10 protein-coding genes and 1 pseudogene are annotated in these 16490 nt (G+C 70.6%); 1 reads left to right on the top strand and 10 read right to left on the bottom strand.

The window, feature by feature from the left end; all coding sequences use genetic code 11:
- From ACZ561_RS39875 to ACZ561_RS39860, 4 genes are all read right to left on the bottom strand, one after another.
- The coding region (locus tag ACZ561_RS39875; RefSeq protein WP_471005029.1) for a LamG-like jellyroll fold domain-containing protein at positions 1-3887 on the bottom strand (3887 nt) is incomplete at its 3' end.
- A gap of 256 nt (positions 3888-4143) precedes the next feature.
- On the bottom strand, positions 4144-5085 hold the full coding sequence (locus ACZ561_RS39870) for a 3-oxoacyl-ACP reductase (RefSeq protein WP_471005027.1): 942 nt from the start codon (positions 5083-5085) through the stop codon (positions 4144-4146).
- 14 nt (positions 5086-5099) lie between these two features.
- Positions 5100-6176: a Zn-dependent alcohol dehydrogenase gene (locus ACZ561_RS39865; RefSeq protein WP_471005025.1), complete on the bottom strand. Its 1077-nt coding sequence runs from the start codon at positions 6174-6176 to the stop codon at positions 5100-5102.
- 14 nt (positions 6177-6190) lie between these two features.
- Positions 6191-7054 carry a MaoC/PaaZ C-terminal domain-containing protein gene (locus tag ACZ561_RS39860; RefSeq protein ID WP_471005023.1) on the bottom strand — a complete coding sequence of 288 codons (864 nt, stop codon included), beginning with the start codon at positions 7052-7054 and terminating at the stop codon, positions 6191-6193.
- Between the two features lie 479 nt (positions 7055-7533).
- Here ACZ561_RS39860 and ACZ561_RS39855 point away from each other — a divergent pair, with 479 nt between their 5' ends.
- Positions 7534-8139 (top strand): response regulator, encoded by a 606-nt coding sequence (locus ACZ561_RS39855; protein ID WP_471005021.1) that lies wholly within the window; start codon positions 7534-7536, stop codon positions 8137-8139.
- A gap of 48 nt (positions 8140-8187) precedes the next feature.
- Here ACZ561_RS39855 and ACZ561_RS39850 read toward each other — a convergent pair whose 3' ends face one another.
- The 6 genes and pseudogenes from ACZ561_RS39850 to ACZ561_RS39825 form a co-directional block, all read right to left on the bottom strand.
- On the bottom strand, positions 8188-9612 hold the full coding sequence (locus ACZ561_RS39850; RefSeq protein ID WP_471005019.1) for an MFS transporter: 1425 nt from the start codon (positions 9610-9612) through the stop codon (positions 8188-8190).
- A gap of 49 nt (positions 9613-9661) precedes the next feature.
- Positions 9662-10855, bottom strand: a complete 1194-nt coding sequence (locus ACZ561_RS39845; RefSeq protein ID WP_471005016.1) for a lipid-transfer protein — start codon at positions 10853-10855, stop codon at positions 9662-9664.
- 12 nt (positions 10856-10867) lie between these two features.
- Complete coding sequence (locus ACZ561_RS39840) at positions 10868-13030, bottom strand: acyl-CoA dehydrogenase (RefSeq protein ID WP_471005014.1); 2163 nt, start codon at positions 13028-13030, stop codon at positions 10868-10870.
- Positions 13031-13144: 114 nt separating this feature from the next.
- Entirely contained in the window at positions 13145-15535 is a 2391-nt protein-coding gene (locus ACZ561_RS39835; RefSeq protein WP_471005012.1) for a xanthine dehydrogenase family protein molybdopterin-binding subunit, read from the bottom strand.
- A 2-nt stretch (positions 15536-15537) separates the two neighbouring features.
- Positions 15538-16140 carry a (2Fe-2S)-binding protein gene (locus tag ACZ561_RS39830; protein ID WP_471005010.1) on the bottom strand — a complete coding sequence of 201 codons (603 nt, stop codon included), beginning with the start codon at positions 16138-16140 and terminating at the stop codon, positions 15538-15540.
- Positions 16141-16142: 2 nt separating this feature from the next.
- A pseudogene (locus tag ACZ561_RS39825) lies at positions 16143-16490 on the bottom strand (FAD binding domain-containing protein); the annotation flags it as partial.

The following is a 16490-nucleotide window of genomic DNA, read 5'->3' as shown; positions in this document are numbered from 1 at the left end:
ACGGTCGCCGTGGAGCCCAGCGTGGCGGTGCCGTTGCAGGTGCTGTTCCACCAGTGGCCGTGCAGCTTGTTGTCGGTTCCGACGTAGAGCAGGTCACTGTACGAGCCACCGACACCCGCCGGGTCGTCCAGCGTCCGGGACTGGTCACTCATGAGGACGCCGGGCTTGGTCGTCTTGAACCACAGCTCGACCGAGCGGTCCGGGTTGGCATGCAGCGGCCCGTACGGCACCTCAACGAACGAACTCGTGCCGTTGAACGACGCCGCCGTGGCATCGGTCGCGCCGAACGGTCCCGCCACACCCTGCGTGACGGTGTCGTACGTGCCGAAACCGGTGTTGACCTGGTTCGCGGCCTGCGGCGCGGCCTGGGTGTCGTCCAGACGCCAGTAACCGGCGGGGGCGGAACCCATCACGGCCGAGCGGTACACCTGCGACGAACCGGTGACCGTGGCCGGGTTGAGCTTCCACGTACCACCGTTACCGTCCGTGGCCTGGAGAACCAGGTCATCGGTGGTGCCGTAGACGACCGAGGCCTGGGTCTTGCCGCCCGGGGTGGTGATCGTCTGAAGCAGACCGGCGGCCCGCTTCGCCGCCTGGTACTGCGCGGAGATCACATCCTGGGTGAGCGGCTCGGTGTAGATCGCGGCCTCGGCGAGCTGGCCGGAGAAGTGGCCAAGCTGGTCGTTCGCGTTCATCGCGGGCCAGCCGCGGTTGTTCACACCCGCGCCGAGGCTGATGTACGGGGTGTTCCAGTCCTTGATCTGGCCGGCCTTGCTGCCCTGTGCGACACCGTCCAGGTAAAGCGTCTGGGTGTTACCCGCTCCGGTGAGGACCGCCTGATGCCACTGTCCGTCGTTGACGGACGCGGCGGAGGTGATCGTGGTGCCGCACGTGCCGGTGGCCAGGCAGCCTCGGAGCTTGCCGTCGGTGCCGACGTACAGCGCCGGGGTGTTGTACGTCGTGGATGCGACCGGGTCGGCGACGCTCAGCGGCTTGTCGCCGTAGTAGAAGAGGACTCCGCCGGCCTGCGTGGTCTTGAACCACAACGAGATCGTTGTGTACGACGGCGTGGCGCCAGGGGCGCTGGGCATCTCCACGTACGACGTCGTGCCGTTGAACGTGGCCGTCTTCTGTGTCGACCCGGCCAGCACGGACGAGCTGCCCAGGGTGACATTGCGGTACAGACCGTTGTACTTGCCCTGGTTGGAGTCGACGGTGTCCTTGGTGACCGTCTCACCGGCCGTCTCGCCCAGTCGCCAGTACGCGTACGGGTCGGCATCCAGGACCGTGGTCCGGTGGTGGTTGCCGGTGGCGTACGTGTACGTCGTGCACTTGGCCCAGTCGGCGGGCGGACACACCTTGGTGAGCTGATCGCCGGTGTAGCCGTACTGCCAGGTCTGGGCCGTGGCCGAGTCGCCCGCGGTGGACGGGTCGGTGGCGACCGTCTGGACGTGCCAGGCGGTGGCTCCGGCCGGCTGGAACCAGGCGAGGGTCAGCGACCGCTTGGACGTCTCGTTGGTTATCTTCGTCAGCCGCTTGTTCGCGTCGTACGCGAACGTCTCCGCGCGGCCGGCGAAGTCCTTGATGCTGGATATCGCGTAGACGCCGGCCTTGGTGGTCGCCTGCGTGAAGGAGTAGGCGGTGAAGTCCTTGTCCGTCAGCTTGTAGCCGACGGCGGGGGTCGTCACCGATTCCAGGCGCGCGTAGCGGCCCAGGGGCGGCACGAAGGTGCCGTTGCTGTTGCGCCCGAACGCGACCTGCTCGCCGCCCGGGTAGGTGATCACGACGCTGGTGACCGTCCCGGCACTGTCCTTGGTCTCGGCCGCCTTCATGTCGACGACCGTGGACCAGCCGGCACCGAAGGCGCTGTCGATCCGCGGGTCGAGGCTGTTGTACGACCGGTCGATCTCCAGGGACGGGCCGATCACCGGCACATCGGCATCGGTGTCCTCGGTCGTGTAGTTGCCGTCCGACGGGTCGAACTCATGGCCGTCGGTGTTCTGCGCGAGACCCGAGGTCACCGGCGGCTGCGGAACAGCTGTGGAGAAGCGGCTGGCTGAGTAGAGCACCGAGTCGTAGCCGTCGGTGACGCTGACGTACCAGTCGTAGTTCTTCGACCAACTCAGCTTTCCGGCCGGTACCTTCCAGGCACGCTCCGCGGTGACGCCGGACGTGGCCACGGGCGTGGTGGAGCCACTGTCGGCGTCGTAGACCTCGAAGGAGTACGACAGGGCCTCGGGCCAGTTGTCGGCATCGCTCGCGTAGACGAGCAGCTCGGGCTGGAGGGTGTTGGCCTGGAAGTTCTCCGGCGGGTACTGGGCGTTGACCTGCGGCTTCGTGTTCGCCGTGTAGGTCAGGTCCAGCGCCGGACGGAAACCGGCGGTCGCCGAGTTGTCCGAGTGGAACTTCTTCCAGTGCAGCATGTCGTTGGTCGGTGCGGTGAGCGCGAGACCGTAGTTGGCGCCGCCGGTGGCGACCTGGGTGAACCAGGACGTCGACAGCGACACCGGCATCTTCACGCCGACCGTCGCCACGTCGTTGTCGTTGGAGCAGGAGGCTCCGGGCGCGGGCGTCGTCGTGCCGATGGCTGCGCTGTACGTCGGGCCGGGGTAGGTCGTGGTCGTGGTCGGTGACCAGGACTGGGTCACCGGATGGACCGAGAACGGCTTGGCCGTACAGGTCGAGGACCAGATGGCGTAGACGTTCAGGGTGGCGGCGGTGACCCGCTGGCCCGCGAGCGTGGTGCTCAGCGAGGGGAACTGCAGGAAGGAGTTCGCCTTGTTGACGCCGGAGTCGTACGAGCCGACCTTGATCATGCTCTCGGTGGAGCGGTCCGCAGCGTAGTTGCTCTGGACGTACGTGGAATTGGACGCGGTCACCGTCGGGTCGACGGTCACCGGGTAGACCCGCGCGGGGTCGTCCAGCCAGGCACGGTCCGCAGTCATCCGCAGCGCCGGCTTGCCGTCGACGGTCGTGAGCTCGTAGTCCACGGCCCGGGACTCCGCCGCGTCGCCGGAGCGCGGGTCGACCGTGGAGTCCTCCATGAACGCGTGCGGGATGGTCGCGATCACCTTCCCGTCGGCGTCGGTGAACTCCACGTCGCCATCGGCGGCGATCCGCGGGGTCAGTCCCTGGACCTCAAGAGGAAAGATCCATGAGTTCCCGGCGTTCGGGGACTTCAGGACGATGTTCTCCTTGAAGCCCTCGGCGAGGGGAATGATCTGCAGATCGGTGTCGGGCAGGACCTCGGGGTAGGTCACCGTGCCGTTGGCGGCGACGGTGGGTTCGGCCTTGGTGGCGCCCCGCAGGGCGTACGCGAGGGAGCGGCCCGCACCGAAGTCCACGGATGCCAGCTGCTGGTCCGCGGCGGTCGGCGCAAACTCGACGTCCAGCGAGTTTGCGCTCTGCTGGAGCCTGCCGTCGGTGTCCTCGGTCAGCCGGGTGTCGATCGGCTTCCACGTGCCGTCGGCGCCCTTGAAGTTGGCCCGGCCCGTGTAGTGGCGCACGGTCGTGGAGCCGTCGGCGTTGACGTAGTAGTCCGAGGTGGCCGTCGACTTCTTCGCATCGCGCTTGCTCGTGCGCGCGTCGAAGCTCTTGGCGTTGCCCTTGGCGGTGCCGGTGGTCGACGTGCCCGGGCTGTCGGTGTACCGCTCGTACGGGTCGAGTTCACCCTTGCCCTTACCGGGTTTGCGTCCGGCGTCGCCCTCGGTGCTGGTGGCGTCGGACGAGGCGTGATGCCCCTTGCCGCGGGCGGTACCGCCCTGCTGGTCAGGAGTGTCGAGAGGGTTCTCGTTGGCCCATCTCCAAAGTCCGGAGAGGGAGAATCGGGGCATCTTCACCGGCGAGAGAGTGGCCCCCATGGCCATCGCCGTCTCTGTGGTGAGCATGCCGGAGAAAAAGACAAGGACGAAAAGAGCCGTAGCCCTCAGCCTGCGTCTACCGGAACGACCCGGTGGAAACAGCCGAGGGCTACGGACCCAACGAACACGCATGGGCGAGCCTTACTTATGTTGTGCCTACACGAAACCTCCTGAGCCTGCCCGAGATCCGCACACCAGTTCCACTTTTGGCATGCGTCATTGCGTGATCGTTACTGGGCGCTGCACTGCGCACCACGCGCAGCGTCTCCGCCGCCCCCACCCCTCAGCCCCTCTTCAGCCCCAGGACCTCCGCCGCCGCGAACGTCTCGCCCGCCGGGCGCGACGCGTAGTGCGGGGACAGCAGCCCGTCCAGTTCCTCGTACGTGAACGCGTCCTTCGACGTGTCGAACTTGGCCGTCACCCTCGGGCGGTCCACGATCGCGACCATCCCGCCGTGGACCACCAGCAGCTGGCCGTTGACCGACGCCGCCGCCGGCGAGGCCAGGTAGCCGACCAGCGGGGCCACATGCTCCGGCGCCAGCGCGTCCAGCTCCCCCGCCGCCGGCTCCGCGAAGCCCGCGAAGACGTCCTCCGTCATACGGGTGCGCGCCCGCGGGCAGATCGCGTTCGCCGTGACGCCGTACTTGGCCAGCGCCAACGCAGTCGAGGTCGTGAGACCCACGATCCCGCCCTTGGCCGCCGCGTAGTTCGGCTGCCCGGCGGAGCCCGCGAGGAAGGCCTCGGACGAGGTGTTGACGATCCGGCCGTACACCCCGGACTCCCCCGCCTTCGCCCTCCCGCGCCAGTGCACCGCCGCGAAGTGCGTGGTGTTGAAGTGCCCCTTGAGGTGGACCCGGATCACCGAGTCCCACTCCTCCTCACTCATCGAGAAGACCATCCGGTCCCGCAGAATGCCCGCGTTGTTGACCAGGACGTCCAGCTTGCCGAACTCGTCGACCGCCAGGTCGACAAGGCCCCGCGCGGTCTCGAAGTCGGCGACGTCGCCCAGGTGCGCCACCGCCCGGCCGCCCGCCGCGCGGATCTCCGCCGCGACCTCCTCGGCGGGCGCGGCCGACGCAGCACCGGAGCCGTCCCGCCCCGCCTGCCCGTAGTCGTTGACGACGACGGACGCGCCCAGCCGGGCGAGTTCCAGCGCCTCGGCCCGGCCGAGACCCCGGCCGGCGCCCGTGACGATCGCGGACAGACCCTCAAGGGGGAGTGACATGTGTCGTGGTCCTCTCAGATCTCGATGCAGGTACGCAGCGCGACACCCGTACGCATCTGCTCGATCGCCTCGTTGATCCCGGAGAGCGGCACCCGGTGGGTGATGAGCGACTCCAGGTCGATCCGGCCCGCCCGCCAGAGCGCGATGGCCCGCTCGTACGAGTGCAGCACGTCACCGCCGCCGTACATCGACGGCAGGATCTTCTTCTCGTCGAAGAACAGCTCGAACATGTTGAGCTGCAGGAAGTCGTCGAGCGCGCCCGCGCCGACCACGCAGAGCGTCCCGCCGCGCCGGGTCGTCTCGTACGCGGTGCGGGCGGTGGCGGACTTGCCGACGACCTCGAAGACGTAGTCGAAGCCCTCGCCCGCGGTGATCCGCTGCTTGGCGTCGGCGAGCCCGTCGGGCGCGACGGCCTCCGTCGCGCCGAAGCGCAGGGCCGCCTCGCGCCGGGACTCGACCGGGTCGACGGCGACGATCTGGGCGGCCCCCTGGAGCTTGGCCCCCTGGATCGCCGAGATGCCCACACCCCCGCAGCCGATGACGGCGACCGAGGAACCGGCCTGCACCCGCGCCGTGTTGATGGCCGCACCGAGCCCGGTGGTGACGCCGCAGCCGATGAGGGCGGCGATGTCGAAGGGCACGTCATCGGGGATCGGCACGGCGCAGCCGGCGTCGACGACGACCTCCTCGGTGAACGTGCCGGTCCCCGCGAAACCGAAGACCTCCCCTCCGGGCCTGCGGAAGTTGGGGGTGCCGGCGTTCATGAATCCGGCCAGACACAGCTGCGTCTGACCGCGCTTGCAGGCAGGACAGACCCCACAGGCGGGCAGCCAGCACAGCAGCACCCGCTGCCCTTCGCTCAGCCCGGTGACGCCGTCGCCGACGTCGAGGATCTCGCCCGCGCCTTCATGGCCGGGAATGAACGGCGCGGGCTGCGGGAGCACGCCGCTCATGGCGGAGACGTCGGAGTGGCACAGTCCGGTCGCCCTGACCCGGATCTTCACCTTGCCGGGGCCGAAGCCCACCGCCTCGACGTCGTCGAGGACCTCCAGTTTGTCCTGGCCGATCTCGTGCAGTACGGCTGCGCGCATGGTGCGGGCTCCAATCACGAATACTCGACGAGGGTGTCGGCGAGCACCGGAGCGTCGTCGCGCTCGACCGCCGTGACCGACACCTGGACGCGGCCGGGCTCGGGAGAGTCCTGCCAGATCCGGATACGCAGGGTCTCGCCTGGGAAGACGATCCCGGCGAAACGGGTGCGGTAGGACCGGACTCGGGCGACGTCTCCGCCGAGCACCGTGTCCACCACCGCCTTGAGGGTCATGCCGTACGTGCAGAGTCCGTGGAGGATCGGCCGGTCGAAGCCGGCGAGCTCGGCGAACTCGGGGTCGGCGTGGAGCGGGTTCCAGTCGCCGGAGAGCCGGTAGAGCAGGGCCTGGTCCGGGCGGATGGCCCGCTCGACGGTCTTGTCGGGCTCGCGGCCGGGGAGTTCGAGGCGCTCGGAGGGCCCTCGGTCGCCGCCCCAGCCACCCTCTCCCCGTACGAAGATCTGAGCGTCGCTGGTCCAGAGCGGGCCATCGTCGTCGGCGACCTCGGAGCGCAGGACGAGGACGGCGGCCTTGCCCTTGTCGTGGACGGCGGCGACGCGCGAGGTGGTCACGGCCTTGCCCTTGACGGGGATGGGCCGGTGGAGGGTGATCGTCTGGCCGCCGTGCAGGACTGCGGCGAGGTTGATGTCGATGCCGGGCGCGGAGAGTCCGCCGACGACTCCCATGCCGGCGCCGGCGACGGTGGCGAAGCTGGGCAGGACGTGCAGCCGGGATTCGAGGGTGTAGCGGAGCTCGTCGGGGTCGGTGGCCGGGACACCGGCACCGAGTCCGAGGTGGTAGAGCTGGATGTCCTTGTGGTCCCAGGCGATCTCGGCGCTGCGGGGCTCGGCGGCCACGGCCTTGGCGGCGTCAATGGGCATCGGGATGCTGCTCCTTGGAGATCCCGGAGGATCCGTGAAGAGGGAAGACCTCGGTGCGACCGTCCGCACCGTCGGCCGCACCGAGGCCGTGCGGGACCGTCCCGTACACGCCCGTTCTAGAACGCGTTCTAGGTCGGTAGATCCTCATGTATAGCCCAGCGGGGGTGAGTTGAGAACCCCCTGACGCTCATGTCTGACGGTACGTCAGCTGCCGTGTCCGGCGCGAGGGGGCGCCGCGAGGTCGAGGTGGGCGGCAACCCGGAACGGGACCGGCATGCGGCACGGCCGAGGCGGCGACGCCGGCCGTCACCGGCAGCGGCCGTGACGGCGACACGCGTGACGGCCGGAAGGGCCTGCGCGAGCGGGTCGCGGCCGCAGGCGGCACCCTTGACTAGGGACCCGCCCCGCGCGGAGGGTTCCGGGTCACCGCGGAACTCCCCGTGAGAGACCCAGGCGTCGCAGGAGTGGGAGACCACGGGATGATCAGAGTTCTGCTCGCCGAAGACCAAGGGATGATGCGGGGCGCGCTGGCGCTGTTGCTCGGGATGGAGCCCGACATCGAAGTCGTCGCCCAGGTGGGGCGGGGTGACGAGATCGTCGACGCGGCGCTGAACAGCCGGCCCGAGGTGGCTCTCCTCGACATCGAACTTCCGGGCCGTTCCGGCCTCGACGCCGCCGCGGATCTCCGTGACGAGGTCCCCGACTGCCGGGTCCTCATCCTCACGACCTTCGGGCGCCCCGGCCATCTGCGCCGGGCGATGGAGGCCGGGGCGGCCGGGTTCCTGGTGAAGGACGGCCCGGTGGAGGAGCTGGCGGTGGCGATCCGGCAGGTCCTTCGGGGGGAGACGGTCATCGACCCGGCGCTCGCCGCCGCCGCTCTGAGCGCGGGCCCGAATCCGCTGACCACACGCGAACGGGACGCCCTGGGCGCGTCCGTGGACGGTGCGACGATCGCCGACATCGCCACGACCCTGCGTCTGTCCGAGTCGACCGTCCGGAACCATCTCTCGTCCGCCATCGGCAAGACGGGCACCCACAACCGTATGGAGGCGGTGCGGGCGGCCCGGCAGCAGGGCTGGCTCTGAGCCGTCGGTTCCTGGGCGGTCGGCTCTTGAGCGATCGGTTCCGGGTCGTCAGGCCCTGGGCTCCGGCCGCGGCAGCCAGAGCAGCATGAGGGCCGCCGCGGCGACCAGCACGCCCGTCGCCGTACGGAAGGCCAGGGCGTAGCCCTCGGTCAGCGCCTCGGGGGTCGTGGCGCCGCCGGTCCGTGCCACCGCGACGGTGGAGAGGACGGCCAGGCCCAGCGCGCCGCCCATCGTGCGGGAGGTGTTGACGAGGCCGGAGACGAGACCCGCGTCGCCGGGGGCGGCGCTCGAGGTGGCGAGCGTGGCGAGGGGGGTGGTGAGCAGGCCCATACCGAGCATCATCAGGATGCCGGGACCCAGGATGACGGTGAGGAAGGTGTCGTCGGCGGTCATCGTCGACTGCCAGCCGAAGCCGGTCGCGGCGACGAGTGCGCCGATGACGGCGAGGTTGCGGGCGCCTGCCGCCGGCATCAGACGCGGGGCCAGCTTGGAGCCGACGATGACGCTGACCGAGCTGGGCACCAGGGCGAGACCGGCCTGGAGCGGGGTGTAGCCGAGGACGTTCTGCGCGTACACCGTCATGAAGAACCACATGGCGAAGGAGGTCGAACCGCACACCAGGATCGCCACGTTGGCGGCCGCGACGGCGCGCGAGCGGAACACCTTCAGCGGCATCAACGGGGCTGCCGTGCGCGCCTCGACGGCGACGAAGACCCCGAGCAGCACCAGGCCGCCGGACAGGGGCAGCAGCGTGGCCGGATCCCCCCAGCCGACTTCCTCCGTCTGCACGATGCCGTACGCGACGGCGGCGAGGCCGGCGGTGACCAGGACGGCGCCCGGCAGGTCCAGCCGACGGCCGCCCCCGGTCCGGCTCTCGCTCAGCCACAGCATGGCGCCCACCAGGACCAGGACGCCGACCGGGACGTTGATCAGGAGGACCCAGCGCCAGGAGAGCAGGTCCACCAGCACACCGCCGACGAACGCGCCCGCCGCGCCGCCGGCCGCGCCGACCGCCGTCCAGGTGCCGATGGCCCGGGTGCGCGCGGGCCCGACCGGTACGGCGGCGGTCACGATGGTGAGCGTCGCCGGCGCGAGCACCGCGGCGCCGAGACCTTGTGCCGCGCGGGCCGCGATCAGTTGCCAGCCCTCCTGCGCGAGCCCGCCGGCGACGGAGGCGGCCGTGAAGAGCCCGAGACCGAGCAGGAACATCCGCTTCCGGCCGAAGAGATCGGCCGCCCGGCCGCCGAGCAGCATGAATCCGGCGAAGGCGATGGAGTAGGCGCTGAGGACCCACTGCAGTCCGGTGGCCGAGAGGCCGAGGTCGGTCCGCATCGACGGGAGCGCGACGTTCACCACCGACACGTCGAGCACCACCAGGAACTGCCCCGCGCACGCGGCGAGTACCACGAGCCAGGTGCGCGGAGCGGGGCGTAGGGAGGCGGACTGCTCGGTGACTGACTCGGTGCGGACCATGTGTGTGATGGTCGCAGACGGCCCGTGCCCCGTACATCGGGATTCGGTCCTACGACCTCCGGAGCATGGTCACCACCGCCGCGCCGCCGAGCCCTATGTTGTGCGCGAGGCCGACGCGGGCGCCCTCGACCTGGCGGGCGCCGGCCTCGCCCCTCAGCTGCCAGACCAGTTCGGCGGCCTGGGCCAGACCGGTGGCGCCCAGCGGATGGCCCTTCGAGATCAGCCCGCCCGAGGGGTTCACCACCCACCGCCCGCCGTACGTCGTCGCGCCCGACTCGACGAGCTTGCCGGACGCGCCCTCCTCGCACATGCCGAGGGCCTCGTAGGTCAGGAGCTCGTTGATGGAGAAGCAGTCGTGCAGTTCCACCACGTCCACGTCCTCGATGCCGAGGCCGGAGCGCTCGTACACCTGCCGGGCGGCGGCGCGGGACATCGGCCGGCCCACCGCGTCGATGCACGATCCCGAGTCGAAGGACTCCCCGGTGTCGGTCGTCATGGCCTGCGCCGCGATCTCGACGGCCTTGTCGTGCAGCCCGTGCTCGACGACGAACCGCTCCGAGACCACGACCGCCGCCGCGGAGCCGTCCGAGGTCGGCGAGCACTGCAGTTTGGTCAGCGGCCGGTGGATCGTCTTCGCCGCGAGGATCTCGTCGACCGAGTACACGTCCTGGAACTGGGCGTTGGGGTTGTTCGCCGAGTGCCGGTGGTTCTTGGCGCCGACGGCGGCGAGCTGGACCTCCGTCGTCCCGTACCGCTCCATGTGTTCCCGGGCCGCGTTCCCGAAGATCTGCGCGGTCGGCGGGGACATCTCGAAGCCGTGGGCGGCGGCCATGATCCCGTAGTGCCGCGCGACCGGCGACGTCTTGAAGTCACCTCCGTCGGATCCCCCGCCCAGCGCCCCCCGCGCCATCTTCTCGAAGCCGAGGGCGAGGACGCAGTCGGAGATCCCGCCCTCCACGAACTGCCGGGCCATCATCAGCGCCGTGGACGCCGTCGCGCAGTTGTTGTTGACGTTGTAGACGGGGACGCCGGACAGGCCGAGTTCGTACGCGGCGCGCTGCCCGGCCGTCGACGCCTGGAAGCAGTAGCCGACGGGCACCTGCTCCACCTGCGCGTACGAGATCCCGGCGTCGGCGAGCGCCGCCGTCCCCGCCTCGCGCGCCATGTCCCAGTACTGCCAGTCGCGCGTCTCGGGCTTCTCGAACTTCGTCATCCCGACGCCGACGATGTACGCCTTCCCCATCTTCGGTTCCCCTCAGTCTCTCGGCAGGCCGAGCAGGCGCTCGGCGACGACATTGAGCTGGACCTGCGTGGTGCCGCCCGCGATGGTCAGGCAGCGGGACATCAGCAGGCCGTGGACGGCCCGTTCCCCCGCGCCCTCCCGTACCGCTCCCTCGGGGCCGAGCAGTTCGAGCGTGAGCTCGGCGACCTTCTGCTGGTGGACGGTCTGGACGAGCTTGCGGACGGACGCACCCGCGCCCGGTTCCAGCCCGGAGACCTGGAGCATCGTGGTCCGCAACCCGATGCAGGCGAGCGCGTGCGCCTCGGCGGCGAGCGCCCCGATCCGTACCCGTACGGTGCTGTCGGCGTCGGCCGCCCGGTCGATCAGCGCCTCCAGGCCGGAGTCGAAGGCGACCTGGTCGGCCATGTGGACGCGTTCGTTGCCGAGGGTGTTGCGGGCGACCTTCCAGCCGTCGTTGACCTCGCCGACGACGGCGTCGGCCGGCAGCAGGACGTCGTCGAAGTACACCTCGTTGAAGAGCGAGTCGCCGGTGATCTCCTTCAGCGGCCGGATGTCGATCCCCGGGGTGTTCTTCATGTCGACGAGGAAGTACGTGAGCCCCCGGTGTTTGGGGGCGTCCGGGTCGGTCCGGGCGAGCAGGATGCCGTGGTCGGCCCACTGGGCGGCGCTCGTCCACACCTTCTGCCCGTTGATCCGCCAGCGACCGTCCTCGGTCCGTTCCGCCCTGGTGCGCAGGGAGGCGAGATCGGACCCGGCGCCGGGCTCGGAGAACAGCTGGCACCACAGCAGCTCGCCCCGCAGGGTCGGACCGAGGTGGCGCTCCCGCTGCTCCGCCGTCCCGTACGCGAGGAGGGAGGGAACGACCCAGGTCGCGATCCCGAGCCCGCTGAGCTTGACGCCGGCCGCGTCCAGCTCCCGCTGTACGGCGAGCTGCTGGAGCGGTCCCGCGCCCAGGCCGTAGGGCGGCGGCAGATGCGGGGCGGCATGGCCGGTGTCGGCAAGGGTGCGGCGGGCGTCTCCCGGGTCGAGGCCTGCGGCGGGGGCGATCGCCGCGCGTGCTTCGGCGCGGAACGCGTCGGCCTCGGGCGGCAGTTCGAGCCGGAGTTCGCGCCTGGTGCCCTGCGCGGCGAGCCGGACGGCGTGTGCGCGGTGGGTGTCGCCGGGGCCGAGGAGCTGGCGTGCGACGAGGGCCCGGCGCAGGGTGAGATGGGCGTCGTGCTCCCAGGTGAAGCCGATGCCGCCGAGGATCTGGATGCAGTCCTTGGCGCAGTCGTAGGCGGCGTCGAGGGCGGTGGCGGCGGCGAGCGCGGCGGTCAGGGAACGGGACGCGTCCTCGGTGGACCGGGCCGCGTCCCAGGTGAGGGCGCGGGCCTGCTCGACCCGTACGAGCATGTCGGCGCAGAGGTGCTTGACCCCCTGGAACTGCCCGATGGGCCGGCCGAACTGCTCGCGCACCTTGGCGTACTCCGCGGCCGTCTCCAGCGCCCGGGCGGCGTTCCCGCAGGCGTCGGCGGCGTACAGCACGGCCGCGAGATCCGTGACGAGGTCCGGGTCGAGACCCAGGATCCGGTGCGCGGGCACGAGTGCCCCGGCCGCGGTGACCTCGGCGGTGGGGCGGGTGGGATCGGCGCTCCGGTGCGGGCGTACGGCGAGGGTGTCGGCGTCCACGGCGGCCCAGACCGTGCCGCGCGCGGTGCTCACGGCGAGGATCAGCACATCGGCCTGGGAGCCGCCGAGGACGGGCGGCGCGGCCCCGTCGAGGAGCAGCCCGCCCTCGGTCTCGACGGCGGTCAGTCCGCCGGGCGCGAGGGCGACGGCCCCGATGCGCTCCCCTGCGGCGAGTGCGGCGGTCAGCTCCCGCTGTCCGGCCCGGGCCAGGACCTCGCCGGCGAGAACGGAGGGCAGGTACGGCCCCGGGAGCAGCGCCCTCGCGGCCTCCTCGAGCACGACGGCCAGATCGACGAGATCGCCGCCCCCTCCCCCGTACTCCTCGGGCAGATGGATCCCGAGGAGCCCTTGCGCGGCGAGCCCGTCCCAGTGGGCGGGGCGTCCGGTGACGCTGTCGGCCGGCGCGTCGAGGAGCTTGCGCACATCTTCGGGCGGCACGGCCCTACCGAGCCAGCCGCGCACGGACCGGGCCAACTCCCGCTGCTCTTGCGTGATTCCGATGCCCATGCGCGGCAGACTAGAACACGTTCCATTCTGACGGAAGGTCAGATACCGAAGTGATGGGCGGCGCGGCGCACCGGCACGCGCCGCCCGGAATCCACTCCTGGAGAAAGGTGCCGGTCAGACCCCGGTGAGGTGCTCGGGGCGGACCGGCGTCTTGTTGAGCTCCAGGCCGGTCGCGTTCCGGATCGCCGCGAGGACCGCCGGCGTCGCGGACAGGGTCGGGGCCTCCCCGATGCCACGCACCCCGTACGGCGCGTTCGGATCCGCCAGCTCGAGGTAGTCGACCGGGATGGTCGGGGTGTCGAGGATGGTCGGGATCAGGTAGTCCGTGAAGGAGGGGTTGCGCACCTTCGCGGTCTTCGGGTCCACGATGATCTCCTCCATCACCGCGACACCCAGGCCCTGGGTCGTACCACCCTGGATCTGGCCGACGACGGAGAGCGGGTTGAGCGCCTTGCCGACGTCCTGCGCAACGGCCAGCTCGACGACCTTGACCAGGCCGAGCTCGGTGTCCACCTCGACCACCGCGCGGTGCGCGGCGAACGAGTACTGGACATGGCCGTTGCCCTGGCCGGTGCGCAGGTCGAAGGCCTCGGTGGGGCGGTGCCGCCACTCCTCCTCGACCTCCACGGCCTCGTCCTCCAGGACGTCCACGAGGGTGGAGAGGACCTCGCCGCCGTCGGTGACGACCTTGCCGCCCTCCAGCAGCAGTTCGGCCGTGGCCCACGCCGGGTGGTACGAGCCGAACTTGCGCCGGCCGATCTCCAGGACCTTCTCCCGGACGAGTTCGCAGGTGTTCTTGATGGCGCCGCCGGTCATGTACGTCTGGCGGCCCGCGGACGTCGAACCGGCGGAGCCGACCTGGGTGTCGGCCGGGTGGATGGTCACCTGCGTGACACCCAGCTCGGTACGGACGATCTGCGCGTGGATGGTCACACCGCCCTGGCCGACCTCCGCCATGGCCGTGTGGACCATCGCGACGGGCTCGCCGTTGACGACCTCGATGCGCACCTTGGCGGTCGAGTAGTCGTCGAAGCCCTCGGAGAAGCCGACGTTCTTGACGCCGACCGCGTAGCCGACACCGCGGACGATGCCCTCGCCGTGCGTCGTGTTCGAGAGGCCGCCCGGCAACGCGCGGACGTCCGCGCCCTCACCGGCCACCTCCCACTGGCGCTCCGGCGGCATCGGGCGTGCCTTGACCCGGCGCAGCAGCTCGGCGACCGGGGCCGGCGAGTCCACGACCTGGCCGGTCGGCATGATCGTGCCCTGCTCCATGGCGTTGAGCCGGCGCAGCTCCACCGGGTCCATGCCCAGCTTCGCGGCGAGCTTGTCCATCTGCGCCTCGTACGCGAAGCACGCCTGGACGGCGCCGAAGCCGCGCATCGCACCGCAGGGCGGATTGTTCGTGTAGAGGCCGATCGCCTCGATCTCGACGTCGTCGATGACGTATGGGCCGACCGAGAGGGATGCGGCGTTGCCGACGACCGAGGCCGTGGACGACGCGTAGGCGCCGCCGTCCAGCACGATCCGGCACTTCATGTGCGTGATCTTGCCGTCCTTGGTGGCGCCGTGCTCGTACCAGAGCTTCGCCGGGTGGCGGTGCACATGACCGAAGAAGGACTCGAAGCGGTTGTAGACGATCTTGACGGGCTTGCCGGTGCGCAGGGCCAGCAGGCAGGCGTGGATCTGCATCGAGATGTCCTCGCGACCACCGAACGCGCCGCCCACACCGGCCATCGTCATCCGCACCTTCTCCTCGGGCAGGCCGAGGACCGGAGCGATCTGGTACAGGTCCGAGTGCAGCCACTGGGTGGCGCAGTACAGGTCGACGCCGCCGTCCTCGGCGGGCACGGCGAGGCCGGACTCCGGACCGAGGAAGGCCTGGTCCTGCATGCCGAAGGTGTACTCGCCGGAGACGATGACGTCGGCCTTCCTGGCGGCCTCGTCCGCGTCGCCGCGGAAGATCGGCTGGCGGTGCACGATGTTCGGGTGCGGGACGTGACCGGCGTGGTGGTCGTCGCGGCTCTCGTGCACGAGCACGGCGTCGGTAGCGAGCGCGGAGGCCTCGTCGGTGACGAGCGGCAGCTCCTTGTACTCGACCCTGATCTTCGCGGCGGCGCGGCGCGCGGTCTCCGGGTGGTCGGCGGCCACGAGGGCGACCGGCTCACCGTGGTGGCGGACCTTGCCGTGCGCCAGGACCGGAGTGTCCTTGAACTCCATGCCGTAGTACTTCGTCTCGGCCGGCAGGTCGTCGTACGTCATCACCGCGTAGACGCCCGACATGGCCACGGCCTCGGAGGTGTCGATGGAGACGATCTCGGCGTGCGCGACGGTGGAGCGCAGGATCTGGCCCCACAGCATGTCCTCGTGCCACATGTCCGAGGAGTACGCGAACTCACCGGTGACCTTGAGGGTGCCGTCCGGGCGGAGCGTGGACTCGCCGATGCCGCCCTTGGTCCGGGAGCCCTGCGTGACGTTGGTGGGGATACCCGTGGTGGTACCAGCCATGATCAGACCGTCTCTTTCTGACGTTCCTGGCGGGCAGCGGCCAGGCGGACCGCGTCCAGGATCTTCTCGTAACCCGTGCAGCGGCAGAGGTTGCCGGAGAGCGCCTCGCGGATGTCCTGGTCGGACGGGTCGCTCCGGCGCTCCAGGAGCTCGTCGGCGGCGACCAGCAGACCGGGGGTGCAGAAGCCGCACTGAACGGCGCCGGCGTCGATGAACGCCTGCTGGATCGGCGAGAGTTCGCCACCCTCGCCGGTCTGCGAGTCGGCCGGCTTGGCCTGCCACTTCTTCGCCGAGTCGAGGCTGGTGCCGCAGCCGCCGGTGCCACAGGCACCGCCCGGGTGGGCGTCCTCGCGGTGCTGGGCGTAGTCGGCCAGACCCTCGACGGTGACGACCTCGCGGCCCTCGACCTGACCGGCGGCGACCAGGCAGGAACAGACCGGCACGCCGTCGAGACGCACGGTGCAGGAACCGCACTCGCCCTGCTCACAGGCGTTCTTGGAGCCGGGAAGCCCCATCCGCTCACGCAGAACGTAGAGAAGGGACTCGCCCTCCCAGACGTCGTCGGCTTCCTGCGGACGACCGTTGACCGTGAAATTGACGCGCATGGTTATGCAGCTCCCTCAAGCGTGCGGCCGGTGCCGCGGTACTGCTCCCAGGTCCAGCCGAGCTGGCGGCGGGCCATGATGCCGACGGCGTGGCGGCGGTACTTGGCGGTGCCGCGGACGTCGTCGATCGGGTTCGCGGCACCGGAGCACAGATCCGCGAACTGCTTGGCGATCGACGGGGTGATGATCTTGCCGCTCTCCCAGAAGCCGCCCTCCTCCAGAGCCGCGTTCAGGAAGGCCTCGGCCTCCTTGGCACGGATCGGGGTCGGCGCGGCCGAACCGATACCGGTGCGGACCGTGCGGGTCTCCGGGTGGAGCGCCAGGCCGAAGGCGCAGACCGCGATGACCAT

The sequence above is a fragment of the Streptomyces sp. NPDC039609 genome (assembly GCF_055596705.1).
Note: the sequence above shows the minus strand (reverse complement) of the source record. Positions and strands in the feature narration are given on the sequence as shown.

Coding starts and splice junctions, on each gene's coding strand:
- ACZ561_RS39840 (WP_471005014.1), bottom strand. CDS start 13,030: ATGGGCATCGGAATCACGCAAGAGCAGCGGGAGTTGGCCCGGTCCGTG.
- ACZ561_RS39855 (WP_471005021.1), top strand. CDS start 7,534: ATGATCAGAGTTCTGCTCGCCGAAGACCAAGGGATGATGCGGGGCGCG.
- ACZ561_RS39865 (WP_471005025.1), bottom strand. CDS start 6,176: ATGCGCGCAGCCGTACTGCACGAGATCGGCCAGGACAAACTGGAGGTC.
- ACZ561_RS39835 (WP_471005012.1), bottom strand. CDS start 15,535: ATGGCTGGTACCACCACGGGTATCCCCACCAACGTCACGCAGGGCTCC.
- ACZ561_RS39870 (WP_471005027.1), bottom strand. CDS start 5,085: ATGTCACTCCCCCTTGAGGGTCTGTCCGCGATCGTCACGGGCGCCGGC.
- ACZ561_RS39860 (WP_471005023.1), bottom strand. CDS start 7,054: ATGCCCATTGACGCCGCCAAGGCCGTGGCCGCCGAGCCCCGCAGCGCC.
- ACZ561_RS39850 (WP_471005019.1), bottom strand. CDS start 9,612: ATGGTCCGCACCGAGTCAGTCACCGAGCAGTCCGCCTCCCTACGCCCC.
- ACZ561_RS39830 (WP_471005010.1), bottom strand. CDS start 16,140: ATGCGCGTCAATTTCACGGTCAACGGTCGTCCGCAGGAAGCCGACGAC.
- ACZ561_RS39845 (WP_471005016.1), bottom strand. CDS start 10,855: ATGGGGAAGGCGTACATCGTCGGCGTCGGGATGACGAAGTTCGAGAAG.